Genomic DNA, 25291 nt, shown 5'->3' with positions numbered 1-25291 from the left:
TTAATTCTTATAGTTACGTGTCTGTACCTTGATTGCCTCGTACTCCAGTGGCTCCTTAATGAGCTCAGGCTCGTTGCCCTTGCCTTTGTACTCCCAGCAGCCTACATAGAAGTAGTTCTCATCGTCGCGCTTAGCCTCGCCTTCCTCGGTCTGATACTCCTCGCGGAAGTGACCACCGCAAGACTCGTTACGAGAGAGAGCGTCGAAAGCTACAAGCTGACCCATGGTGAAGAAGTCGCGCAGGTGGATAGCCTTGTCGAGCTCGATGTTCAAGCCCTCCTTGGTTCCAGGAACGAACAGGTTAGAGTCGAACTCCTTCTCGAGCTCGTGCATCTTCTTCAGACCTTCCTTCAGACCCTCAGCGGTGCGACCCATACCTACATACTCCCACATGATGTGACCCAACTCCTTGTGGATAGAGTCAACCGAACGCTTACCCTTGATGTTCAACAGGCGATCCTGCTCGGCATCAACCTTCTTCTCAGCCTCAGCGAACTCAGGCAGATCGGTAGAAACCTTTGGCCATACAGCCTGATCGGCCAGATAGTTCTGGATAGTGTAAGGCAGAACGAAGTAACCATCGGCCAGACCCTGCATCAGAGCCGAAGCACCCAGACGGTTAGCACCGTGGTCAGAGAAGTTACACTCACCGATAGCGAACAGACCAGGAATAGAAGTCTGCAGCTCGTAGTCAACCCAGATACCACCCATGGTGTAGTGGATAGCAGGATAGATCATCATTGGCTTGTAGTACTTAACGCCGTTGATCTCGTTAGCTACATCGCCAGGGAATACGTCGGTAATCTCCTCGTACATCTCGAACAGGTTACCATAACGCTGCATGATAACATCAAGACCCAGACGGTTGATTGACTCAGAGAAATCGAGGAACACAGCCAGACCGGTATTGTTTACACCAAAGCCCTTATCGCAACGCTCCTTAGCTGCACGGCTGGCAACGTCGCGTGGTACGAGGTTACCGAATGCAGGATAACGGCGCTCCAGATAGTAGTCGCGATCCTCCTCAGGAATCTCCCAACCCTGCTTGGTTCCAGCCTGAAGTGCCTTAGCATCCTCGAGCTTCTTTGGAACCCAGATACGACCATCGTTACGCAGCGACTCTGACATCAGAGTAAGCTTTGACTGCTTGTCGCCGTGAACGGGGATACATGTTGGGTGAATCTGAACGTATGATGGGTTTGCAAAGTAAGCACCCTTGCGGTAGCACTGAACAGCAGCGGTACAGTTACAACCCATAGCGTTGGTAGAGAGGAAGTAAGTGTTACCGTAACCACCAGTAGCGATAACTACAGCATTAGCTGAGAAACGCTCCAGCTTACCAGTAACCAGGTTCTTGGCAATGATACCACGAGCGCGGCCATCAACAATAACTACATCCTCCATCTCGTAACGGGTATAGAGCTTAACCTTACCAGCGTTAACCTGGCAGCTCAGTGAGCTGTAAGCACCAAGCAGCAACTGCTGACCGGTCTGACCCTTAGCGTAGAATGTACGGCTTACCTGAGCACCACCGAACGAACGGTTAGCCAGCATACCACCGTACTCACGAGCGAAAGGTACGCCCTGAGCTACACACTGGTCGATAATATTGTTAGAAACCTCGGCCAGACGATATACGTTAGCCTCGCGGGCACGATAGTCGCCACCCTTTACTGTATCATAGAACAAACGGTAGATAGAGTCACCATCGTTCTGGTAGCACTTAGCGGCGTTGATACCACCCTGAGCTGCGATTGAGTGAGCACGACGTGGAGAATCCTGAATACACAGGTTGATAACGTTGAAGCCCATCTCGCCAAGTGAAGCAGCTGCAGAAGCACCAGCCAAACCGGTACCTACTACGATAACATCGAGCTTCAGCTTATTCTTTGGGTTAACCAAACGCTGGTGAGCCTTATATTCCTTCCATTTCTCAGGCACTGGTCCTGCGGGAATCTTTGAATCAATTACTTTTGCCATAATCTTTCGTAAAGTTTAAAAATTAAAAGATTAAAAAATTAAATTAGCAGCAGCCGAGGCTAGGAGCGCAACCAAATGCGAAAGCCAGAACTACTACCAGGAACATAAGCATGAGCACGGTAACGTAAATGTTGCCAATGCACATCCAGCGCTTGAGCCAGATCTTACCGCTAACACCCAGAGTCTGCATAGCACTCCAGAAACCATGTGAGAGGTGGAACCAGATAGCTACAAGCCATACGATGTAGATAACTACGAATACAGGATTTGAGAATGTTTCCTTAATCCAACCGAAACCATCTGTTGGGCTGATGGCAGGCATAGCGCCAACGAGCTCGGCAAACATCATGTTGTACCAGAAGTTCCAGAGGTGGATGAGCAAGCCAATGCAGATGATGAGACCCAGAACGAGCATGTTCTTTGAAGCCCACTCTACTTTGCCGGCCTTAACCTCGGTAGCTACCTCGTAGCGGCTCTCGCCGCGAGCGGTACGGTTCTGCGCAGTCAGGATGAATGCGTACACAATGTGAAGCACTGCCAAGGCAGCCAGACCCATGGTTGCTACAACAGCATACCAGTTGGCACCCAGGAATTCGCAAATCATGTTGTAACCCTCTTCCGAGAATAGCGCTACCATGTTCATGCAACCGTGGAAGGTGAGGAACAGAATAAGCGCAATACCCGTAACGGACATTACAACTTTTCTACCAATTGATGAATTGAATAACCACATAAGTTGTTGAGTTTTAATGAATTATTGAATGTTATATACTTACTTGTTAGTACGTGCTCTCGTGATTAGGGGACAAAGATAGTCAAAAATAGCGATATATACAAGTGTTTTCGCGAAAAAATACGTATTTTTTGTAATTTGTGCGATTTTCGTGTAGTTTTTAGTATCTTTGCCACGTCTAAAGGGTAAAAGTTATAAAAAACAGATGAGACAATGAACGCATTAGAAAAGCAGTTTGCGCAAACCGCAGCAGAGCACAAAAGCACCATCTACACCGTGTGCTACATGTTCTCGCAAGATGCCGACGAGGTGAACGACCTGTTCCAGGAGGTACTAGTGAATCTGTGGAAAGGATTCGAGAGCTTTGAGCATCGCAGTGACATCAAGACGTGGATTTACCGCGTGGCGCTGAACACCTGTATCTCGATTGACAGAAAGAAGCGCCGCCAGGCCACCGAACGCCTAACCATGGACATCAACCTGTTTGAAGACCGCGACGAGGACACCAAGCAAGTGGACATGCTCCACAAGCGTATCTCCAAGCTCCAGCCATTCGACCGCGCGATTGTCCTGCTCTGGCTCGAAAACCTCAGCTACGAGGAAATCGGACAGATTGTAGGTATCACTACTAAAAACGTCAGCGTACGTCTGTTTAGAATCCGCGAACAGTTAAAACAAATGTCGAACGATTAAAAATTACCCATTATGAACAACGAGAACTTTGATTTAGAGAATATGCGTGAGCAGATGAACACGCTGAAGAATAAGCTGGATAAGCAGACTATTTTGAGCGACCGCTTTATCCGCCAGTCGATGAACAAAACCGCCAGCAACATCAGTCGCAGATATTATTTCATCATGGCCGTCTGCTTGCTGATGATTCCCTATAGCTACTGGGCATTTGTAATGCTAAACAGTTTCTCCATTCCTTTCTGGATTTTCACCTGCATCACCATGCTGGTTAGCTTCGGAGGCACCTTCTATAACAGCAGGAAACTGAGCGATTCGAACCTGATGACCAACAATCTCGTGGATGTCCAGCGCCGTATGGCCAGCGCCAAGAAGTTCGATGCCAACTGGCTCCTCATCGGCATTCCTCTTGCTGTTGTTTTCCTTGGTTGGTTTATGTACGAGTCATATCTGCTTCATCCGAATGCCTTTTTCAACGGGCTCTTCTGGGCAGGATGCATCGGTGGCGTTATTGGAGCTATCTGGGGATTCTCACTCCACATCAAGACCCAACGCCAGTATCAGGAGATCCTCGATCAAATAGAGGATATCACTGCCGAAAACTAAGATAATTGTTCTGAGTCCTGCGATAAATATTCGCTAGGCAGCACACCGAACTCTTTCTTGAAGCACTTGGTAAAATACTTAGGCGTATTGAAACCAACGGCCATGGAGAGTTCGGTCATTTTTATGTTCGGCTTCTGACGGAGAATGCGACAGGCCTCTTTCAGTCGGATGCTGTTGATAAAGGCAGTAACATTCTCGCCTGTCAGGGCACGCAGCTTGTTATAGAGGGTAGATGACGATACGCACATATCGCTGGCAAACTGCTCACGATCGTAGTCGGCATCATCAATATGCTGTTTCACACACTCGATAGCTTTCTGCAGGAACAGCTCGTCGGGCGATGAGTGTTGCTGCTCCTCAACTTCGAGCACCTTACGGGCACCCTCGCGCTCGGCCTTGCCGCCAGGCTTATTGATAAACTGCTTCATCACCATCATCTCGCGGTAGTGTAACAGTTCGCTCACACGCTGCTGCAGACGGGCACGGCGGTTTACACGGGCTTTATACCACTCTTTTACACCATAGGCAGCGGCCAGTAGCAGCACCAGGTAAATGAGATAGGCCCACCAGGTGCGATACCATGGCGGCAGCACACGCACCACAATCGCGTAAGGCATTTCAACCAGTCGTCCGTAACTATCTACGGCACGTAACTTCAGATGGTAGGTACCCGAGGGTAGGTTCTGGTAGGTAGCCACTCGGTTCTGGGCATCGGTATCGTGCCAGTCGTTGTCGTAACCCTCTAAGTAATAGGCATATCGGCACTGTTCCTGATTCTGATAAGTGAGCAATGCAAACTCAACCGAGAACTTACGGGCATCCGATGGAATGGTGATTTTTTGCGTAAAGAAGGGCTGGTCGGCCGATATTCTTTGACGGTGCAAAGAATCCTGCCAAAGGTAAGGTCTATCGTCAATCATCAGTTCGGTAACCACCAACGATGACGAGGCACCCTGCTGCCAGCGTTCTATCTCGGCAGCATCGAACGAGAAGAAACCCTTGGCACTGCCGTAAAAGAGTTCCTTACCATAGCTGAAAGCGCCGTTAGACGAGAAGCTGATAGCCTCGATACCATCCTCCATATTGTAGTACGTGGTTGAGCCTTGCTCATCCGACGAGGCAAAGCGTACCAAACCTTTATCAGTAGAAAGCCATATACGACCGTTGCTGTCGCCCTGGATAGAGTAGATGCTACCCATACCAATGTAATAACGGTGGTTTACAGGCTCAAAAACATCGGTTTCATCGTTATATTGAAAGAAATCGCCGCTATTAGAAATGGCCCACAACTGGTGATTGGCATCCTCGTACACAGCCGTAGCCTCATCGATAGGATAATTGTCGGCAACAGGAGCGTACTGATGATAGGTAAACGACTTAGGATCGTCGAGCCTTCCGGTAATGCGGATAATACCCTGTCCCTCGGTAGCTACCCACAAGCGGTGATGGTGATCTTCGGATATGGATAAAACATGACAATTGCTAAAGTCGCGTTTACCTTCTGTCATCTTCAGCAAACGGCCTTTGTTTTCACTGAATGCAATGCCAATACCATTATTCTGTCCCACCAGAACAGCGCCATCGGTTAATGCATGAAAAGCATTTACTTCACTATCGCCGATAAACGGTGAGTTACTACGCACTAACAGGCGTGCCGGTTCGCCCTCTTTCCAGATCACCACGCCTCGCGAACTGGCCAGCCAGATACTGCCATCGGGGCGCTCGATCATATCTGAGATGGTTTGTACGTAGATGCCCTGCTGACCTGTTTCGTTCTCCAGTCCAGGAATGTGGTTATTGTACAGCACCTGACCGGCCTGACGGTCGTAAAGGGCCAGTCCGTAAGGCTGCAAACCTAACCAGAAACGATTACCATCGGTAGTAAACACCTTCTGAATACGGTTTACAGGCAGCTCCAATCCAGCGGGATCCAGATGATAGAAGTGGAAAGGCGATGGTTTAGTGCTCAGGTGCACGATACCGTTGTTACGGGTAAGTGCCCACAGATTGCCCATGCCATCTGTCACCATATCGTAGCAGAAAGTGAGTATCGGATAGTTCTCAACCTCGGCCTCGTTATCCATATCAACTCGGGTCAGTCCCTCAATACAGCAACCCCACACAGCATGGCTGACAGAATCTTCAACCAGTCGGTGAAACGTACGGAAATCGGCCCTACCCTCGTTCATCTTGTGCATGCCTGGTGCCGACTCGTTTTCAGGATGATCCAGACGTACAATTCCATGCTCCCAGGTACCAATCCACAGGCGACCACGACTGTCCATCAGCATGGTCTGGGCGGTATTACGCGTACTTAACGGCGGATAGCTTACCATTTTACCGGTTTTCTTGTTCAGGCGTAGCAAACCGCCCTCCCAGGTACCTATATACAGATTACCACGGGCATCCTCGGCAAACGAGATAACGCCAGCCGAGAGGTTTATATCGATGAAATCGTCGGTTTTTGCATTATAACGTGACACGCCTGCATTAGTTCCTGCCCATACTGTACCGTTTTTATCGGTATAAAGGGTATTAATCAGTCGGGCCTGATCGCCACGCAGATGGTACGTTTTAAACGAGCCGCGACGACGGTCGAAACGGGCCAGCCCATCGCGGGTGCCTATCCAAAGACCATCGTGCTGGTCTTCGGTCATCGAACGTACATAATTATTAGGCAGGATGCCAGGGGTATAAGCGTTATTGCGGTAGGTTTTGAAGCTGTAACCATCGAACGAGCGCAAGCCCTGATCGGTACCTACCCACATCATGCCATAGTGGTCGAACATAAGCTTTCGTGCCTCCTCGATGCCCTGAACAGGTGTCTGCGACATAATTCTGAGCGACACGGGGCATGCCATGGACATCTGCCCAAGCACAAAAACAGTTATCAGTAGGGATATTACACGCCTCATTAGTTAGTTGCAATTACGGTTGCAAAGATACGAAACTTTTGTGAATCATCAAAGGAAATCGCAAAAATAACAATTTGTTCCCCCTAAATAACGATGTTGGGACGTTGATATAAATCAATTATCGTACCTTTGCACCTGCAAAACCAAACACTAACTTGTAAGAAAATGAAGAAAGTACTTTTCATTGCATCACTATTGCTGGCCTTTGTGGCTCAGACCGATGCCAAAGCCAAGAAAGCGCTCACCGAAAAGGATATGGGTGCCTATCTGTTTACGTATTTCAACGATCCAACCCACTCGCTGTTTATGGCCATCAGCTACGATGGCTACACGTTTACAGCTGTTAACAATGGCGAGCCCATTATTGCCGGCGACTCTATTGCCGACCAGCGAGGCATACGCGATCCTCATATCTACCGTGCTCCCAATGGCAAATTCTACATTGCCATGACCGACCTGCATGTGTTCGGTAAGGAGATGGGATTGCGCGCCACCCAGTGGGAACGCCCCGACGAGTTTGGCTGGGGTAACAACCGCGGACTGGTGCTGATGGCCAGCGACGACCTGATACACTGGACCCACCACGAGGCACGTATAGATAAACTGTTCCCCGAGAAGTTCGGTAAAATCGGTTGTGCCTGGGCACCTCAGACCATCTGGGATCCTGCCGTGGGCAAGCCTATGGTTTACTTTACCATCAGACAACACGCGGGCGGGCGCACGAAACTATACTATAGTTACGCCAACGAGGAGTTTACTACACTTGAGACCGAGCCCCAGTTGCTGTTTGAGTATCCCGACGATAAGATTCAGGTACTGGATGCCGATATCTGTCCCATGCCCGACGGTCGTTACTTTATGAGCTATGTGGCTCAGGAGAATCCTGGCGGCATCAAGTACATGATTAGCGACAAAATTAACCATTTCAACGATTATCACGCCGAGCAGATCGACGGCGAGAACCGTGGTTGCGAGGCGCCAAACGTATGGAAGCGCATCGGACAGAAGAAATGGGTGGTGATGTACGATATCTACAGCGTGAACCCTCATAACTTCGGATTTGTTGAGACCAGCGACTTCAAGACCTTCAAGCCTCTGGGTCGATTTAATGAGGGTGTGATGAAGGCTGCCAATTTCTCATCGCCCAAACACGGAAGCGTGATTCATATCACCAAGGCCGAGGCTAAGCGTATCGAAAACTACTGGAACAACCAGCAGAAGAAAGCCAAGATGATTCGCTCGGGTGAAATCTGGCCCGATGCAAGCGGGCGTCATATCAACGCCCATGGCGGTGGTATCATGAAGTATGGCGACACCTACTACTGGTTTGGCGAGAACAAGTGCGACACCACCTCATCGGCTATGATTGGTGTGCAGTGCTACTCATCTAAAGATCTGATGAACTGGCAGAACCGTGGCGTTGCCCTCTACGTGAGCGACGACCGCCGCAGCGATATTACCCGCGGTTGTGTGCTGGAGCGCCCCAAGGTTATATATAATAAGGTAACCAAGAAATTCTGCATGTGGTTCCACCTGGAGCTGAAAGGCAAGGGCTACAGCGCTGCCCGCTACGGTGTGGCTGTAAGCGACAAACCCGAAGGACCTTATAAGTTTCTGTACTCGCAGCGCGCCAACGCAGGCACCTACCCTGTAGAGTTCGGACAGCAGGAGTTGGCTACACTCGACACCCTGAATGCCGACAATTTCAAGAAATGGTGGACACCCACCTGGATGGAGGCTATCAAGCAGGGCCTGTTCCTGAAACGCGACTTCGGTACAGGTCAGATGGCTCGCGATATGACACTTTATGTAGATGATGATGGCAAAGCCTATCACATATTCTCATCGGAGGATAACCTGACACTGCATATTGCCGAACTGACAGGCGACTACCTGCACCACTCAGGCAAATATACCCGCGTGGCTCCTGGCGGCCAGAACGAGGCACCTGCCATCTTTAAGAAGGATGGTACCTACTGGATGATTACCTCGGGTTGCACCGGTTGGGCTCCTAACGAGGCACGTATGTTCTCGGCACCCAGCATCTGGGGACCTTGGACTCAGCACCCCACACCTTGTGTAGGTCCAAAGGCCGAAATCACCTTCGAAGGACAATCGACCTATGTCCTGCCCTACGGCAAAGGCTTTATCTTTATGGCCGACATCTGGCGACCCAAGCATCCAAGCGATGCCCGTTACATCTGGTTGCCTATCGATTTTGAGAACGGAAAACCCGTCATCAGCTGGCGTGATGCGTGGAATCTTAGTGAATTAGGGGAAAATTAACGATTTGTTCCCCTAAATTCACGCATTTTAACCCTTGATTTATATCAACCTTCGTATCTTTGCACCCGAAAATTCGAACCTATCCCAGAGAAGGAAGAACTATTCAATTATTAACAATTATAATAAACTTAAAACATTAACAAATGAAGTATGCTAATTTAACAAATCCATCCCGCAAACTATGTTTTGTGATGGCGTTGGCAGCAGGAATGATTTCGTTCCCAATGTCAGCAATGGCAGAACCTGCAGTTCAGGCTACGCAGCAAAGCGGAGTTGTGAAAGGTCAGGTTGTTGAGAAGAATGGCGAACCAGTCATTGGTGCAACCGTAAAAGTAAAAAATGCCGAGAAAGCAGGAACAGTTACCGATTTCGATGGAAACTTTGAATTAAAAGGCATCCCATCTAATGGTACTATTATTGTATCATATGTCGGTTTCAAAACCAAAGAGGTAGCCTACAGAAATGGTCAGACCCTTAACATTACTATCGAGGAAGATGCAGAAACCCTGCAAGAGGTTGTTGTAGTTGGTTATGGAACAATGCGCAAGAAGGACCTGACCGGTTCTGTTGTTCAGATTGACCCCAGCAAACTCGCTGACCAAAACCCTGGTAGTGTACAGGACCTTCTGCGTGGCACACCTGGACTTCAGATTGGCTTCGATTCTTCAGCCAAGGGTTCTGGCGCCAGCATCCAGCTGCGTGGACAGAATTCACTCTATACAGATGGCTCTCATAATTCACCACTGATTATCCTTGACGGCATGCAGTTTGCAGGTGAACTCTCAGAGATCAACCCTGACGACATCGAACAGATTGATGTACTGAAGGATGCTTCGTCGGCTGCTATCTATGGTGCCAAGGCTGCCAGTGGTGTTATCATTATTACTACCAAAAAAGGTAAGGAAGGTAAGCCCATCATTAATGTAAGCATGAACTTGGCAGCCAACACGAAAGCTGCATACCGCGATGTATTCAATGCCAGCGAGTATATGACCTACCGCGAGGACTGGTATAAGGCTCAGACATATGGTTATCGCGAGGATGGCACATGGGGCTACTATGGTAAAGACAGCGGTATTCCTACTGGTTACTATGATAACTTCAACAATATCAGTCAATATGGTATTTCGCAGGACCAGTGGGCCAGCAATGGTCCAAAGACATTGCAGGCAGGCGAGTCGATGCTGAGCCTCTATGCACGTCGTATGGGCTTTGACGCTGACGCAGCCCTCGTTATGGAGAACTTCCTGGCAGGTAAGACATACAACTGGGAGGATGCTACCTTCCGTACCGGTTTCAATCAGGACTACAATGCCAGCATTTCAGGTGCTACCGATCGTGTAAACTACTATTTAGGATTTGGTTATCTGAAGAATCAGGGTGCTATCCAGGGAGACAATTACCATGCATATCGCGCAAACATGAAGTTGAACGCTAAGATTACCGACTGGTTGGAAGTTGGTGCCAACGTAAACTTCCAGGATCGTAGCGATGAATCTCAGGCAGTTCCCCTTGGCAGCAACTACTGGGACGATAACCAGCTTCGTGAATCACCATATGCTTCACGATATGATGAAAACGGCAACGAGATACAGTACCCCCGTACTGGTAACCCAACAAACGGAGGTTACAACTATCACTTCCAGCAGCAGTATATCGGTCTTGAGAAAGGTTATACTGTACTGAACACCATCTTCAATGCTAAAGTAACCCTGCCATTCGGCATTACCTACCAGTTCAATATTGCTCCACGCTACCAGTGGTTCTACGATCGTTATCACATGTCGGCAGAACTGCCAAACAGCGACCCTGCTACACGCGGTGTAAACCGTAACTCTTCAAAGACATTCAACTGGAACTTGAACAATACACTGACATGGGATCGCACATTTGCCGACCTTCATCATGTTACTGTTACTTTAGTTCAGGAAGCAGAAGAGAATCGTTATTGGAGCGATAATATCTCTGCACGCAACATCACCCCTACAGATGTTCTTGGTTTCCACTATATTTCTGGTGCCAATAAAGAGCAGAGTTCGTTCTCTACCAACGATACCCACTATACAGCATCGGCCTATCTGGGACGTTTGTTCTATGGATTCATGGATCGCTATATGATTACCGCTACTGTACGTCGCGATGGTTATTCTGCATTCGGACAGAACAATCCATGGGCTAACTTCTGGTCATTAGGTACTAGCTGGATTCTCTCGGAGGAGAAGTTCGCTCAGGATTGGAAATGGTTGGATATGGCTAAGGTTCGTTTGAGCTATGGTACAAATGGTAACCGTTCGCTTAGCGACACTTACCTGGCTCTTTCTAACTTGTCGAATGGCGGCTTGTATGCTTATTACAAGTACGGTTCAACATCACAAGAAGTGCTGAATGCATTGAGCGTTAACCGTCTGGGTAATCCTAACCTGGAATGGGAAAAGACCTCATCGTGGAACTTCGGTCTCGACTTTGCCGTACTTAACAAGCGCCTCTCTGGTAGCATTGACTTCTACCACAAGAAGACTCACGATATGATCATGGCTCAGCGCCTACCTAACTTCACCGGTTTCGGCAGCATCACAACAAACCTCGGTGAGGTTACCAATACTGGTTTCGAAATTACACTGAACTCAAGAAATATTGACACTAAAGACTTCAAGTGGAGCACCTCACTCGGATTCTCTTACAACAAGAATAAGATCAAGCATCTTTACTATGAGTATGACGAGGACGGCAAGGAAATGGACGATACCAGTAATGGTTGGTTCATCGGCAAACCTATCGGCGAAATCTGGTACTGGAAGACCGATGGCATTTGGCAGGCTGACGAAGCCGAGCAGGCTGCTCTGGTAAACCAGAAGCCTGGTGATCCAAAGGTTGTTAACGTATATACTGAAGACGATAAGATTCTGGAAGATGGTACTCGTGTTCCTGTTTATAATGACAAGGATCGCGTATACCATGGCACCACTCAGCCACCAATCTATTGGAATATGCGCAATGACTTCCAGTATAAGGATTTCACATTCTCTTTCTCAATGTACAGCTACATGGGTCATAAGAGCCGCGCTGGCTACTGGTTGAATGGCGACAACTCTGGTTCTATGTTTACACAGACTTGTAATACTTACAAGAAAGAATACTGGACACCAGAAAACCCAACCAACGACTACGCACGCTTGAATGCCGTAGGTCCTTCAGGAGTGACCGGTATTGAGAAGGTGTACAATCGCAGTTTTGTACGTCTTGACAATATCACACTCGGCTATACCATCCCACGCGACATTACAAATAAGTGGGGTATCCAGCGCGTACACGTAACTGCTGGTATCAACAATGTATTTACTATCGACAGTTGGGAATATGGCGATCCTGAAACAGGAGGCTTTGCTAATCGCCAGTTCCAGTTCGGTCTTAATGTTACACTTTAATAAATCATCATCATATGAATATCAAAAAGAACAATATACTTCGCGGAGGACTCATGTTAGCCCTTGCGGGAACCATGGTAGGATGTTCGGACGGCTTCCTGGAGCAGGATCCATTGTCATTCTATGAACCGGCTACTACCTACAGCACAGAGGCAGGTCTGCAGGCCGCTCTGGCACAGTGCGACAAACAGTTGAAAACCTATCGTATCGATGGTAACTGGAACAACGTTGGTATCTTCACAAACTACCTCATGTCGGATGTTGGTATGTATGCCAAAACAGATATGGGAGGTGGTTTCCAAGATAACTTCGACGCCAAGCTCACCCCTACATCCGGTATGGCAGGCGGTGGTGACGGCAACTATATGCAGCGTTTCTGGGATCAGGGATTCAGCATGGTAAAATATGCCAATACCATTCTTTCATACATTGATCAAGTAAAAGGTCTAGACGATGCTACTCGTGATGCCTATAAAGGTCGCGCTTACTTCCATCGTGCATACGCTTACTACAACCTGGCTTTGCAGTTCGGCGATATTCCTTTGGTAACGAAACTGATTAGTGTGCCTAAGCGCAACTATACATCAACCAGCAAGGAAGCTATCTTCAAGATGCTGGTACACGATTTGGAATTTGCTGTTCAGCATGTTCCTGCACAAGCCAAAATGTCATATGTAGGTCAGGTAAATCAGGAAGGCTGCATGCATCTGTTGGTTAAGTGCTACCTCGTAGTAGGCGAATATGCAAAGGCCGAAGCTATGGCCACCGACCTGATTAACAATCATGGTTTGAAGTTGATGACTGAGAACTTTGGTACATGGCAGCCTTCGGGTGCAGAGAGTACATGGAAAGTTACTCGTAATGTTGTTTGGGATTTGCATCGCACACCAAATATCGCCGATCCAGCCAACAAGGAGACCATCATGATGATCTCAAACTCTAACGATCAGGATTTCACTACCTATAATGTTATGCGCGCCTGCTTTGCCCACTGGAGCAACGGTATCATCCGCGATCCTCATGGACTTGGCGGTCCTGGACAGAACATTGCACGTAATAACGGTGACTACAATGCAGAACTCGACTGGGTACGCGCTGCCGGACGTGGTATTGCTGTAAACCGTACTTCTTACTATTATAACAAGACCATCTGGAACTACGATGGAGAGACTGACTGGCAAGACCTACGCCACAACCGCGAAGTTGGTAACTGGATGGAGATGGAAGACTTTAAGTACAACAACAAGAAGTCTGATTTCTACGGTAAGAATTATCAGCTTTATGCCACAGAAGATTATGTAGATCCCTCAAATCCATCGAAGGTTCTTGTACACAAAGGCGACATTCTTTGCTCTGATACAATCCGTAGTTGGTATCCTACACCACTGTACCAACTCTATATCTTGGATACACCTAATGAAAACAACATGGGTGCAAACCAGTTCCAGGGTGCATCTGGTAAAGGAGCTAATGGCGACATGTATCTCTTCCGCTTGGCAGAAACCTACCTGTTGCGTGCAGAGGCTCGACTCTATCAGAAAAATGCTGCTGGCGCTGCAGAAGACGTGAATGCCGTACGCAAACGCGCAAATGCCAAGAAGATGTACGCAACTGTAAACATTGGCGACATCATGGCAGAGCGTGCACGCGAGCTGTATCTGGAGGAGTTCCGACAGGCCGAAATGGTACGTGTCAGCTGGTGTCTGGCTCGTAGCGGTGTAGCTGACGAATGGGGTAATACTTACGACCTCAATACATGGGACAAGCAGGAAGGTACCGATTTGAATGGCGGTAGCTATTGGTATCGTCGCTGCACAATCTATAATGTATTCAATCGTCCTTACGGCAAAGGCCAGCAGGGCAACCAGACATTCGAATACAAGGTCAATAAGCACAACCTGTTCTGGCCTGTTCCAAACTCTGCTATCACAGCCAACAACAAGGGACAGCTGCGTCAGAACTTCGGTTACGATGGCTATAGCGACACTATTCCTATGTGGACAAGTTGGGAAGAGGCTGTAGCTGACGAAGAATCAGCAAATTAATTAGGCTGTTCATACATTAATTATGGTAATTTGTTAGTATTTCTAAGGTGGAGGGGGCGGTCTATCATTCTTTAGGCTGCCCCTTTTTCAACAAAAACAAGTAAAAACGGACTCTATGAGAAAACTATTATTATTGGCATGTTTGCTGAGCACCATGATGGTTCAGGCCAAGCGATGGACTACCGACGAGGTAAAGGACATGATACGCTTGGTTAACACCTACTGGCAGACCAATAATCCGGCCGAGGTGCGCTCTTTCTGGGACAACGCCGCCTACCATACAGGTAATATGGAGGTTTACAAGTTGTTGCAGGATAAGCAGATGCTGGACTACAGTATTCGCTGGGCGGAACACAACCAGTGGAAAGGTGCCACCGAACCCAACCCCGCCAACTGGAAATACAAGAACTACGGTGAGGGACAGGACTATGTACTGTTTGGCGACTGGCAGATCTGCTTCCAGACGTACATCGATTTGTACAACCTGCAACCCGACGAGAAGAAGATAGCACGCGCCAAGGAGGTGATGAGCTATGAGGCCGAATCGAAAGCCAACGACTACTGGTGGTGGGCCGACGCGCTCTACATGGTGATGCCTACACTCACCAAGATGTACAAGCTGACCGGTGACACCAAGTATCTGCGCAAACTCTACGAAAACATCTGCTATAGCGACAGTATCATGCTCGACAAGGAGACAGGACTGTACTTCCGCGATGGTAAATACATCTATCCCAAGCACAAAACAGCCAAGGGCAAGAAGGACTTCTGGGCACGTGGCGATGGTTGGGTGCTGGCCGGCTTGGCCAAGGTGCTGCAGGATATGCCCGAGACCTACGTCCGTCAGCCGTTCTTTGTTGAGAAGTACGTAAATCTGGCACGCGGCGTGAAGAAGTTGCAGCAGCCACAGGGCCACTGGACCCGTTCGATGATGGACCCAGAGCAGGCGCCTGGCTACGAAACCAGCGGTACAGCCTTCTTCTGCTACGGCTTGTTGTGGGGCGTTAATCACGGCTATCTGTCGAAGAAGGAGTTTGCCCCCACCATCGATAAGGCGTGGAACTATCTCACCACTATCGCCCTGCAGAAGGACGGTAAGGTGGGTTACGTACAACCCATTGGCGAGCGCGCTATTCCCGGACAGACAGTAGATGCCAACTCGCAGGCCAACTTTGGTGTTGGTGCCTTCCTGCTGGCCGCATGTGAATACGTGAAATACATTGGCCGATGAACCTGTTATTAACAATAGCACTCGGTATAGCCAACCTGTTACCGCAGGCTGAGGATGCGTTCTGGCGCGACTCCATCCCTCAGGAGATGAAGCAGAGTTATACCGTATATGGCGAACAGTATCTGGGCAAAGCGTGGACAGCTTTGCCCTGGACTGTTTTTGCCGAGAACAAGATAACCGGTAACCGCGTAAACTACGAGGGTATCTGTTTTGAGAAGCGCCGCCATCTGGCTGCCCTCGTCATGGCCGAGATTGTAGAGGGCAAGGGCCGATTTATGAACGATATCATCGATGGAATCGGTAGCTTTTGCGAAGAAACCTGGTGGGGCATACCCGCCCATTACGGTAAACGCATCCCCCTGCAGGAGATACAGGAGGTAGACTTGTTTAATGTCGAAACGGCCAGTCTGATTGTATGGACACGCTATATGCTGGAGAAACAGTTGGATGCCTTCTCGCCCGATATCTGTCAACGTATCGACCGAGAGGCAGAACAGCGTATCCTGAAACCTGCCGTAGCCAACAACTACTGGTGGAAGACGGCTGGCATGAACTGGAACCCATGGATTTGCAGCAACTGGCTGGCCTGTGTGCTGATCTGTGAGAAGGACGAGGCCCGTAAAGCCGAAGCCATCGCCCAAATAGAAAAGGCCACCCATGCGTTTATCGACGCCTACCCCGAGGATGGCGGTTGCGATGAGGGTCCTGGCTATTGGGACCGCGCCGCAGCCTCGATGTTCGAGGTACTCAGGCTACTGCCTGAGAATTCTAGGTTGGCTAGATTAACTAGTAGTACTAGTAATACAAGCCTTTCAAGGAAGATTAGAGCGATGGCTGCTTATAGCTATAAGACCTATATCGGGCATGATTACTGTGTAAACTTTGCCGATGCACACGAGAACAAGGCTGTGCAACAGGTAAACATCGTGTATCCATTCGGTCATTGGCTGAACGACAAAACCATGCGCGAGTTTGGCGCTTATTTAGGACGAACCAAGCAAGTGCTGACCCAGCCTGCCAAGCTATACGATAAGAGCGGCAACTTCCCAACGTTGGGTCGCGAGCTGTTCTTCTTACGAAATATTCGCGATTTCATCGCAGAAAAGCCCCAGGAGCCACTCATAAAGGATGCGTGGTTACCTAACCTACAGATTATGACTGCGCGACGTGGCGGCCTATTTACGGCCTTTAAGGGCGGACATAACGGCGAGAGCCACAATCACAACGATGTGGGCTCGTTCCTGGTGTATATAGATGGCGAACCGCTGCTGATCGATCCAGGTGTGGGCGAATATACCGCCAAGACCTTCAGCAACAGTCGCTACGAGATATGGACCATGCAGTCGGGCTATCATAATCTACCACAGATTAACGGTATCGACCAGCAGGATGGAAAGGCGTTCGGCGCCAAGGTGACAAGTCACCAGAACGGAAAGCTTACACTCGACATTGCCGGTGCCTATCCCAAAGAGGCTGCGGTAAAATCGTGGAAACGCACCGTTACTGCCACCAAATCGGGCGTATCGGTAACCGAGGACTTTGAATTAGATGCCTACAAAGCTCCTACCCGTCTGATGCTGATGACCACCAACCGCGATGCGCTGAAGCACATCAGCTACAATGCCAACCAGCTGGAAGCAGCTATCGAGGATATCAGCAACCAACTCGACCCGCTGTTGCAAGACATGTGGGGAAAAGAGATGTACCGCATAGTGCTGACGGTGAAATCGGCAAAAACTAAGCAACAAATCAAATATAGTATCAAATGATTAGACTACTACTTACTATAGTTTTGCTGGGTGCACTGACCAAAGGGGTCAGCGCCCAGCAAACAACCCTTACGGTAACCAACCCTAGCGACTACCAACGTCAGGAGGTAGTAGAAGCCGACTTACAGACGGTATCTAACCGATTAGGCTTAACCGCAGGCGAGGCATTCATGATTAAGAACGGCTTCGGCCAGGAGCAGGCTTACCAACTATCATACGATGGCAAGCTGCTGATGTATGTATCGGTACAACCCCACAGTAAGGCTGTATTCACCATCGAGAAAGGACAGCCAGCTGCGATGAAATCGTATGTTTATGGAAGATTGTTCCCCGAACGTGCCGACGATATGACCTGGGAGAACGAGCTGGGCATCTATCGCATGTACGGTCCTGCCCTGCAGCGTAGCGGTGAGAAGTCGTTCGGTACCGACGTATGGACCAAAAGCACCCCAGAACTGGTTTTAGAGAAACGTTATAAGATGCACCTGTGGGGTGTGGGACAACGCGACTCGCTGAAAAGAGCTGGCAAGTCCAAGGAGGCCAACGAGATATACCTGGCCACATCGTTCCACCACGACCATGGTGAGGGAATGGATGTTTACTCTGTTGGTCCGAGTTTAGGATGCGGCGCACCTGCGCTGATGAAGAATGGCGAACTGGTTTATCCTTATTGCTTTAAGGACTACAAGATATTGGACAACGGTCCGCTGCGTTTCACCGTAGAGCTGACCTACCATCCCAATAATGATGGCGCAACAGAGCACCGACTGGTGAGTCTGGATCGCGGTTCACATTACAACAAGATAACCGTATGGTACGACGGTATGAAACAGAAAACCGGCTGGGCTACAGGTGTGGTGCTGAATGGCGAGGGTGAGTTAGCGCTTGGCAAAGACTATGTGCTGTATACCGACCCCACCGATAACCCAAAAGTAAACCAGTCGCAGATTTACGTGGGTACCTTGTTCCCTAACGGTGTGGATGAAACCACCCGACTTAACGGCAACAAGAACCACGCCTTGGGCATTGTGCGCCAGTATAAGGGCAAGCCCTATACCTATTATTTCGGCTCAGCCTGGAGCAGCAACGACGTGAAGACGATGGCCGAGTGGCAGCTTTTGGCCGACAACTATCTGAACAATATCAAGAATCCACTAATAACAGACATCAAATGAAACGAACAACAACCTTGTTGGTATTAGCTCTAATGCTAGTAATACCAACGCAAGCCAAAAAGACAAAAACGCCAGAACAAACCGACCGTCAGTACTGGTGCTCGTTAGCCTACAAGATGGCCCAGCCCGTATTGGAGAATATGGCCAAGGGCGAGCTGCAGAAGAACATGAAGACAGAGTTCTCGCCCTCGTTTGATAACCGCGACCGCTCGGTGGTATATATGGAAACCTTCGGACGCCTGATGGCTGGTGTAGCCCCTTGGCTTGCACTACCCGACGACAACACCGCTGAGAGCCAGCAGCGCCACCAGTTACGCGAGTGGGCATTGGCCTCGTATAAGAACGCTGTAGATCCCGCATCGCCCGACTATCTGTGCTGGGGCAAGGCCGGACAGAACTTAGTTGATGCCGCCTATATCGCCGAATCGTTCCTGCGCGCCTGGGATACCTTATGGCAGCCACTCGACGAGGTAACCAAACAGCGTTACATCAAGGAGTTTCAGGCCTTAAGAAAGATCGACCCACCCTACACCAACTGGTTCCTGTTCTCGTCTACCATCGAGAGTCTGCTGGCTAAGGCTGGTGCACAGTACGATGAGTTCCGTGTAAACACCGCCTGCCGTAAGGTTGAAGAGTGGTACGTAGGCGATGGCTGGTATGCCGATGGTCCCGTGTTTGCTTTCGATTACTACAGCAGCTACGTGTTCCACGCCATGTACCTGGAGACACTGCAGGCCATGGTAGATGCTAAGGCCAACACCCGTTTGGACTATCAGAAGTACTACGATCGCGCCCTGAAGCGTGCTCAGAAGTACGCTATCATCCTGGAGCGATTCATCTCGCCTGAGGGTACATTCCCTGTGATTGGTCGTTCTATCCCCTATCGTACAGCCGCTATGCAGACGTTGGCTCTGATAGCCTGGTATCAGAAGTTGCCTAAGGAACTGAGCAACGGACAGGTTCGCGCTGCCCTTACCAAGGTGCATCACCGTATGTTCGACTATCAGCAGAATTTTAACGATGCTGGTTATCTCACTATTGGTTTCTGCGGTTCACAGCCAGAGGTTGCCGACTGGTACACCAACAACGGTTCGCTTTATCTTACCAGTCTGAGTTTGATGCCCCTTGGTTTGCCTGCCGATCATCCTTTCTGGACCGATGCCGCTGAGCCTTGGACACAGGTAAAAGCCTGGAACGGACAGAAGTTCCCAAAGGATCACCGCTGGGGTGATGATATCCGCACGCACGACAAGTGGTAATATTTCCCACACGCGGGAATAAAAAAGATACACGGGCCGTCCAGTTTTTGGGCGGCCCGTGCTGATAGAGAGAGTGGTTATCTAACTAATTAATTTCTGTATGCGGGATTCTGATAAGCAGTCTTCTCCTCGTCGGTCATCTCCATACCATCGAGCTGTCCCTGTGGGATAGGACGGATGTAGTAACCAGCAGGAATATCACGCTTAACTGTCTGCAGATCCTTATCGGTGTAACCAGCACCAGCGATGCGGTAGGTACCAGCACGCTCACCCCACTTCTGAGTACGAACGAGGTCGAACCAACGGTATCCCTCACCCCAGAACTCACGGCTACGCTCGTCGAGGATAAAGTCGATAGTGATAGTAGCAGGAGTAGCAGCTACCATTTCGGCGCTCTTATCTACTGATACAGCAACATTGTCATTCTGATTGAAAGTCTGCTTTCCTGCACGGGCACGGAGCACGTTAACCAGTTTCTTTGCATCCTCGTTCTTGCCGAGCTTAACAGCAGCCTCAGCACCAATGAGATAGAACTCAGAGAACTTTGCTACGTTCCAAGGACGTGGACTACCTCCATTAACCTTTGAACCAAGACCTCCATCATTATCTGTACGATAGATACCAATCTTCCAGTTGATGGGGTACTTCTTGCGGCTGATGTGGTTAACAGCTACAACAAAGTCAGCACGACCAGGCATTTCTCCGAAACCAAGCTTTTCATCAGCACCTGTATATTTGATGTTTTCATCCTCACTTTCAGGAACCCAGCTGAAGTAAACATCATTTGGATAGATCTTCTCACCATTGGCACCGTATACAAACGCATCGCTGCCTCCTGCCTTATGCCAGTTGGTGTGATAACGCAGCGTGAAAGTTGCATCATAACGAGAGTCAATAGCCTTTACAGCATCTTCCCATACACCACCTTCCATGAAGTTGTCGGCGATAGGAGCCATACGTGTCCAAGGACGTCCAAGAGCTTGAACAGCCTCACGTTGAACGGGGTTGATATAAACGGTTTCACCCTTATCATTCTTTCTATCAGTCTTTGCAATCATTTCTGTATAGTTCCAAGTCTCCATCCAGTAAGCAAAGTTCTCAGGAGAACCGCCGTTACCCCAACCGTAACCAGCACCTCCGTTACCAAACTTCTCATTCTCGTTGTGATCAGCGTAGAGCATAATTTCTGAGTTACGATCGTTGGTAGCAACGTTCACATCATAGAATGTAGGCTGCAGACCGTAAGGGCCAGGGTTGTCGATAGCCTGCTTGGCCATATCGAAAGCTTTCTGGAAATAACTCTGGGCCTGGCCGGCGTCGCGGCTGCACTCAGGATAGGTAGGAATGTTATTAGGATTCTCTAACCACCATGCGTAAGTAAGATATGCCTTAGAGAGGTACAAACGAGCCAGATTCTTGGTAGCAGAACCTTTAAGACGTGGATTATCAGGAAGATCAGTCAAAGCTTTCTCGAGATCACTAAAAATGACCTTATAAACTTCAGGAACAGTGTTACGTACAGAGGTTCGAATAGTTGTTGTATTGAACTTCAGTTCGCCTGCACCCAGATCGAGAGGCACACCACCATAGGTCTGTACCAGGATAAAGTAGTCGAATGCACGGAAGAAATAAGCCTCAGCGAGCAGAGCATCGTCGATACCAGCAGCAGCACCATTCTCTATGATACCATTACAGGTATTGATATTTGCAAACAGGGTACCCCATGCACCACCAGCAACAGTGCTAGTAGAAGTAACAGAGCCTACACCAGAAAGGTCGGCATCCTTAAAGTTACCATCGGCACTCTGTGCGTATGTGTACTCATCGGTACCTGTCTCGAGGGTGTTCAGGTAGTAACCGTTGCCATAGAAATAGCGCAGGTGAGCGTAGAGCGATGTCAGACCGCCCTCAATACCCGTCTTCGTTGTGAAGAATGATGGGTCGAAAGTGCTGCGTGGCTGCTCATCGAGCACATCACCGCATGAGGTGAATGTTGTGGAAAGACCACAGCAAACCAAACCCGCAGCAAGAATATATTTTATACTTTTAGTTTTCATAATTATTAATTCTTTAATATTGTTAGAATGTAACGTTAACACCAACCAAGAAATTGCGGGTAGCAGGTGTGTTGTAACCTACGATTGGCATCTTGTGCTTACCTGTGTATCCATCAACAGCCACAGCTGTATTCTGGTTTGCCCATGAATTGGTCTCAGGATCAAGTCCGCTCTCGTTGTTGAATGGTGAGAACAGAACGAATGGATTCTGAACAGTAGCATAGAGGCGCAGACGGCTGATACCAAGATCCTTCACAGCCTTCAGCTTGTCGAAGTTGTAACCCAGTGTAATGGTACGAATCTTCAGATAGCCAGCATCGAAATAACCCAGTGTAGAACCGAACTTGGGGTTATCACCATCCTGGATACCACCTGGTTTTGGATATTTAGCACCCGTGTTCTCCTCGGTCCAGTAGTCAACATCGAGGTTGTTACGACGACCTGTCAGCATGTTCAGGTAACCGCTTGAAGAGTGGATAGCAGAGATGAGCTTACCACCAACCTGGAAGGCACCAATAACAGTCAGGTCGAAGTTCTTATAACCAACAGTGGTATTGAAACCTCCCATCAGTTTTGGTTCCATGCTGATGATCTGACGATCCTCTGGACCTATCTGACGAGTAGGTATGCCGTTTGCATCATAGTCGCCAGTATACTTTACCTTAATCATTCCCACATTACCACCTTTTACCAGAGCCTCAAGGTTAGTCTTGCCATCAGGACCAGTTACGATATCGCTCTGGTTCCACAGGCCCTCATATTCATAGTCGTAGATCACGTCGATAGGATAACCAACAAACCAGCGGTTAGCCTCATCGCGATCGGCACCTGATGCCAGAGCTGTCAGTTTATTGCGGTTAGCATAGAGGTTGATACCAGCCTCCCAGTTCCATCCGTTCTTGTTGTCGAGGATGATACCATTCAGAGTTAACTCCCAACCTTTATTCTCGGTCTTACCAATGTTACCAGTATAGCTGCCTACACCAGAAGTTGAAGGCATGGTAACATCAAGCAGGATGTCATTTGTTTTCTGGACATAGTATTCGAATGATCCAGACAGGCGACCATTGAACAAAGAGAAGTCGAGACCGAAGTTCCATGTCTTAGAATACTCCCATCCAAGATCCACATTAGGCAGAGATGATACATAATATCCTGCCTTATAGGTATCGCCAAAGTTATAGTTACGGATTGAAAGGGTACCCAAGGTAGAATATGGGTTGATAGACTGGTTAGAAGTTTCACCATAACCTACGCGCAACTTCAAGTTGTCAATCCAAGTAAGGTTCTCCATGAACTGCTCACGAGCAATGTTCCAACCAGCACTTACTGCAGGATAGGTGTGCCACTGATGACCCTTAGCCAGACGTGATGAAGCATCCGAACGAAGGGCAGCCGAAAGCATATACTTATTATCATAAGAGTACATCACACGACCCATCCAAGAGATAAGGCCACTCTGCCAGTAACTATAATTATTCAAGTTAACTTCGCCTGTAGCGTACGACAGATTATAATACTGCATGTAATCAGCAGGAATCTCCTGAGCCGATGCGCCAGTAGACTCATATGTAGTCTGCTCGGCAGAGTACATAGCAACAACATTCAGATTATGCTTCTCTGCAAAGGTTCTATCAAAGGTCAGCAGATGCTCAACAGCCCAGTTACGAGTCTGATTCTCTGATATACTACCGCTATTAACAGCATTAGCATCCTTATTATTAATACCAGTACCAGTGAAACTGCCACCCTTAGAGCTACGGAAGTTCAGACCTACGTTTACACGATAGCTCAGTCCCTCTATCCATGGGCACTTAACCTCTGCAAACAACGTATTGTAAGAACCGATACCTTTGTTTTCGCTCAACCATACATCCTTATCGCGCTCAACAGTCTCTTTGGTTACTACAACCTGGTCATCTGCAGGCAGAGTGTTGTAACGCTTCAGATTACCGTTCTCATCGTATGGACTTGAAAGCGGAGATGCGCACAATACAGCATACATATTGTTAACACCCTGAGTTTTACGATAGCTGTTGTTGGTACTCAAACCAAAACGGAAGTACTTTCCAACAGTCTGGTCGAAGTTACCACGAACAGAGATACGATCGTAACCCTCAGTAGGAAGTACTGATTCATCATGATAGTAACCGGCACCAAAGCTGTAGCTACCACCATTTGTACCACCAGCAACGCTTACATCATGATTGTGACTTACACCGGTCTTGTAATACAGATCCTGCCAATCGGTATTGGTTGTCTCGCTCTCGTCGAGTGAGTTTTTATACTTACCAGCATACTGGCGGAACTTGTTGAACGTAGGACCATCCATCATAGGATACTTGTGGAATACCTTCTTAAACGATATATAACCATTATATGTAACCTTAGCAGGTGTGCCTTGTGTACCCTTTACTGTAGTAATGATGATTACACCGTTAGCACCACGCGAACCGTAGATAGCGGTGGCAGAAGCATCCTTCAGGATATCCATCGACTTGATGTCGGCAGGGTTGATATCTGAAAGCTGACCCATAAATGGAATACCATCGAGTACGATCAATGGGTCGTTACTTGCACTCAGTGAGCGCTGACCACGAATACGAATCTGCATCTCATCACCAGGCTTAGAACCTGTCTGTGTCATCAAAACACCAGCTACACGACCCTGCAGAGCCTGAGCGGCGTTAGTAGCTGCAACCTGGTTAAGTTTCTCACCACCAATGTTTGCAACAGAACCGGTAACGGCCTCACGACGCTGGGTACCGTAACCGATAACAACAACCTCGTTTACAACATGGCCGTCTTCCTTAAGATTGATTTTTAAGTTATCGCCGGCCTTAATCTCCTGCGATACATAGCCTACATAAGATACAACAATTGTTGCACCTGGCTTTACATTAAGAGTGAAGAAGCCGTTGAAATCGGTAACGGTACCATTATTAGTACCCTTCTCCATAACCGTGGCACCAATCAGCGGACCCTGTGAGTCAGCTACATAACCGGTTGCCTGCTTCGTTTGCTGTACGGAAGCTACTGCTGCGGTAGCTGCCGAAGCCTGCTGTACAGGAGCCATGCCTAAAAAGCACAATCCTGCAACTAAGGCTGTTTTCTTTGCTT

14 protein-coding genes are annotated in these 25291 nt (G+C 48.6%); 9 read left to right on the top strand and 5 right to left on the bottom strand.

Annotated features, from left to right (window positions below; all coding sequences use genetic code 11):
* Positions 1-1980, bottom strand: a complete 1980-nt coding sequence (locus T500_RS0100675) for a fumarate reductase/succinate dehydrogenase flavoprotein subunit (RefSeq protein ID WP_028906515.1) — start codon at positions 1978-1980, stop codon at positions 1-3.
* 43 nt (positions 1981-2023) lie between these two features.
* A complete protein-coding gene (locus T500_RS0100670) occupies positions 2024-2713 on the bottom strand; it encodes a succinate dehydrogenase/fumarate reductase cytochrome b subunit (RefSeq protein WP_013063578.1) in 690 nt (229 codons plus the stop codon).
* A gap of 213 nt (positions 2714-2926) precedes the next feature.
* Here T500_RS0100670 and T500_RS0100665 point away from each other — a divergent pair, with 213 nt between their 5' ends.
* Positions 2927-3406 (top strand): RNA polymerase sigma factor, encoded by a 480-nt coding sequence (locus T500_RS0100665; RefSeq protein ID WP_028906514.1) that lies wholly within the window; start codon positions 2927-2929, stop codon positions 3404-3406.
* 12 nt (positions 3407-3418) lie between these two features.
* Positions 3419-4009: a hypothetical protein gene (locus T500_RS16190; protein ID WP_028906513.1), complete on the top strand. Its 591-nt coding sequence runs from the start codon at positions 3419-3421 to the stop codon at positions 4007-4009.
* On the opposite strand, the gene T500_RS0100655 is transcribed toward T500_RS16190, so the two are convergent.
* Entirely contained in the window at positions 4006-6843 is a 2838-nt protein-coding gene (locus T500_RS0100655; protein ID WP_028906512.1) for a two-component regulator propeller domain-containing protein, read from the bottom strand. The two genes, T500_RS16190 and T500_RS0100655, sit on opposite strands and share 4 nt — an antisense overlap.
* Positions 6844-8043: 1200 nt before the next feature.
* On the opposite strand from T500_RS0100655, the gene T500_RS17230 reads away from it, so the two are divergent.
* The 7 genes from T500_RS17230 (at position 8044) to T500_RS0100620 (ending at position 20114) form a co-directional block, all read left to right on the top strand.
* Positions 8044-9210, top strand: coding sequence for a glycoside hydrolase family 43 protein (locus tag T500_RS17230; protein ID WP_410543869.1), 1167 nt, complete (start codon positions 8044-8046; stop codon positions 9208-9210).
* 143 nt (positions 9211-9353) lie between these two features.
* Complete coding sequence (locus T500_RS0100645; RefSeq protein ID WP_028906510.1) at positions 9354-12635, top strand: SusC/RagA family TonB-linked outer membrane protein; 3282 nt, start codon at positions 9354-9356, stop codon at positions 12633-12635.
* 14 nt (positions 12636-12649) lie between these two features.
* Positions 12650-14680, top strand: a complete 2031-nt coding sequence (locus T500_RS0100640; protein ID WP_036908091.1) for a RagB/SusD family nutrient uptake outer membrane protein — start codon at positions 12650-12652, stop codon at positions 14678-14680.
* Positions 14681-14795: 115 nt separating this feature from the next.
* A complete protein-coding gene (locus T500_RS0100635; protein WP_028906508.1) occupies positions 14796-15911 on the top strand; it encodes a glycoside hydrolase family 88 protein in 1116 nt (371 codons plus the stop codon).
* Positions 15908-17680, top strand: a complete 1773-nt coding sequence (locus T500_RS0100630; protein ID WP_036908089.1) for a heparinase II/III family protein — start codon at positions 15908-15910, stop codon at positions 17678-17680. Before T500_RS0100635 ends, T500_RS0100630 begins: the two co-directional genes overlap by 4 nt.
* Complete coding sequence (locus tag T500_RS0100625; RefSeq protein WP_028906506.1) at positions 17677-18855, top strand: DUF4861 family protein; 1179 nt, start codon at positions 17677-17679, stop codon at positions 18853-18855. Before T500_RS0100630 ends, T500_RS0100625 begins: the two co-directional genes overlap by 4 nt.
* The gene (locus tag T500_RS0100620) at positions 18852-20114 is read left to right on the top strand and encodes a DUF2264 domain-containing protein (protein ID WP_028906505.1); all 1263 of its coding nucleotides are present in this window, start codon (positions 18852-18854) and stop codon (positions 20112-20114) included. Before T500_RS0100625 ends, T500_RS0100620 begins: the two co-directional genes overlap by 4 nt.
* A gap of 89 nt (positions 20115-20203) precedes the next feature.
* On the opposite strand, the gene T500_RS0100615 is transcribed toward T500_RS0100620, so the two are convergent.
* A complete protein-coding gene (locus T500_RS0100615) occupies positions 20204-22171 on the bottom strand; it encodes a RagB/SusD family nutrient uptake outer membrane protein (protein WP_028906504.1) in 1968 nt (655 codons plus the stop codon).
* A gap of 22 nt (positions 22172-22193) precedes the next feature.
* Positions 22194-25247 carry a SusC/RagA family TonB-linked outer membrane protein gene (locus tag T500_RS0100610; RefSeq protein WP_410543868.1) on the bottom strand — a complete coding sequence of 1018 codons (3054 nt, stop codon included), beginning with the start codon at positions 25245-25247 and terminating at the stop codon, positions 22194-22196.
* Positions 25248-25291 lie beyond the last annotated feature (44 nt).

Source organism: Xylanibacter ruminicola Ga6B6, from assembly GCF_000687715.1.
In the GTDB taxonomy this organism is placed as follows: domain Bacteria; phylum Bacteroidota; class Bacteroidia; order Bacteroidales; family Bacteroidaceae; genus Prevotella; species Prevotella ruminicola_B.
This window is presented reverse-complemented; position numbering and strand designations above follow the sequence as displayed.

Bases quoted from the DNA above. Each gene is read 5' to 3' on its own strand.
- T500_RS0100675 (WP_028906515.1), bottom strand. From the start codon at position 1,980: ATGGCAAAAGTAATTGATTCAAAGATTCCCGCAGGACCAGTGCCTGAG.
- T500_RS0100670 (WP_013063578.1), bottom strand. From the start codon at position 2,713: ATGTGGTTATTCAATTCATCAATTGGTAGAAAAGTTGTAATGTCCGTT.
- T500_RS0100665 (WP_028906514.1), top strand. From the start codon at position 2,927: ATGAACGCATTAGAAAAGCAGTTTGCGCAAACCGCAGCAGAGCACAAA.
- T500_RS16190 (WP_028906513.1), top strand. From the start codon at position 3,419: ATGAACAACGAGAACTTTGATTTAGAGAATATGCGTGAGCAGATGAAC.
- T500_RS0100655 (WP_028906512.1), bottom strand. From the start codon at position 6,843: ATGTCGCAGACACCTGTTCAGGGCATCGAGGAGGCACGAAAGCTTATG.
- T500_RS17230 (WP_410543869.1), top strand. From the start codon at position 8,044: ATGAAGGCTGCCAATTTCTCATCGCCCAAACACGGAAGCGTGATTCAT.
- T500_RS0100645 (WP_028906510.1), top strand. From the start codon at position 9,354: ATGAAGTATGCTAATTTAACAAATCCATCCCGCAAACTATGTTTTGTG.
- T500_RS0100640 (WP_036908091.1), top strand. From the start codon at position 12,650: ATGAATATCAAAAAGAACAATATACTTCGCGGAGGACTCATGTTAGCC.
- T500_RS0100635 (WP_028906508.1), top strand. From the start codon at position 14,796: ATGAGAAAACTATTATTATTGGCATGTTTGCTGAGCACCATGATGGTT.
- T500_RS0100630 (WP_036908089.1), top strand. From the start codon at position 15,908: ATGAACCTGTTATTAACAATAGCACTCGGTATAGCCAACCTGTTACCG.
- T500_RS0100625 (WP_028906506.1), top strand. From the start codon at position 17,677: ATGATTAGACTACTACTTACTATAGTTTTGCTGGGTGCACTGACCAAA.
- T500_RS0100620 (WP_028906505.1), top strand. From the start codon at position 18,852: ATGAAACGAACAACAACCTTGTTGGTATTAGCTCTAATGCTAGTAATA.
- T500_RS0100615 (WP_028906504.1), bottom strand. From the start codon at position 22,171: ATGAAAACTAAAAGTATAAAATATATTCTTGCTGCGGGTTTGGTTTGC.
- T500_RS0100610 (WP_410543868.1), bottom strand. From the start codon at position 25,247: ATGGCTCCTGTACAGCAGGCTTCGGCAGCTACCGCAGCAGTAGCTTCC.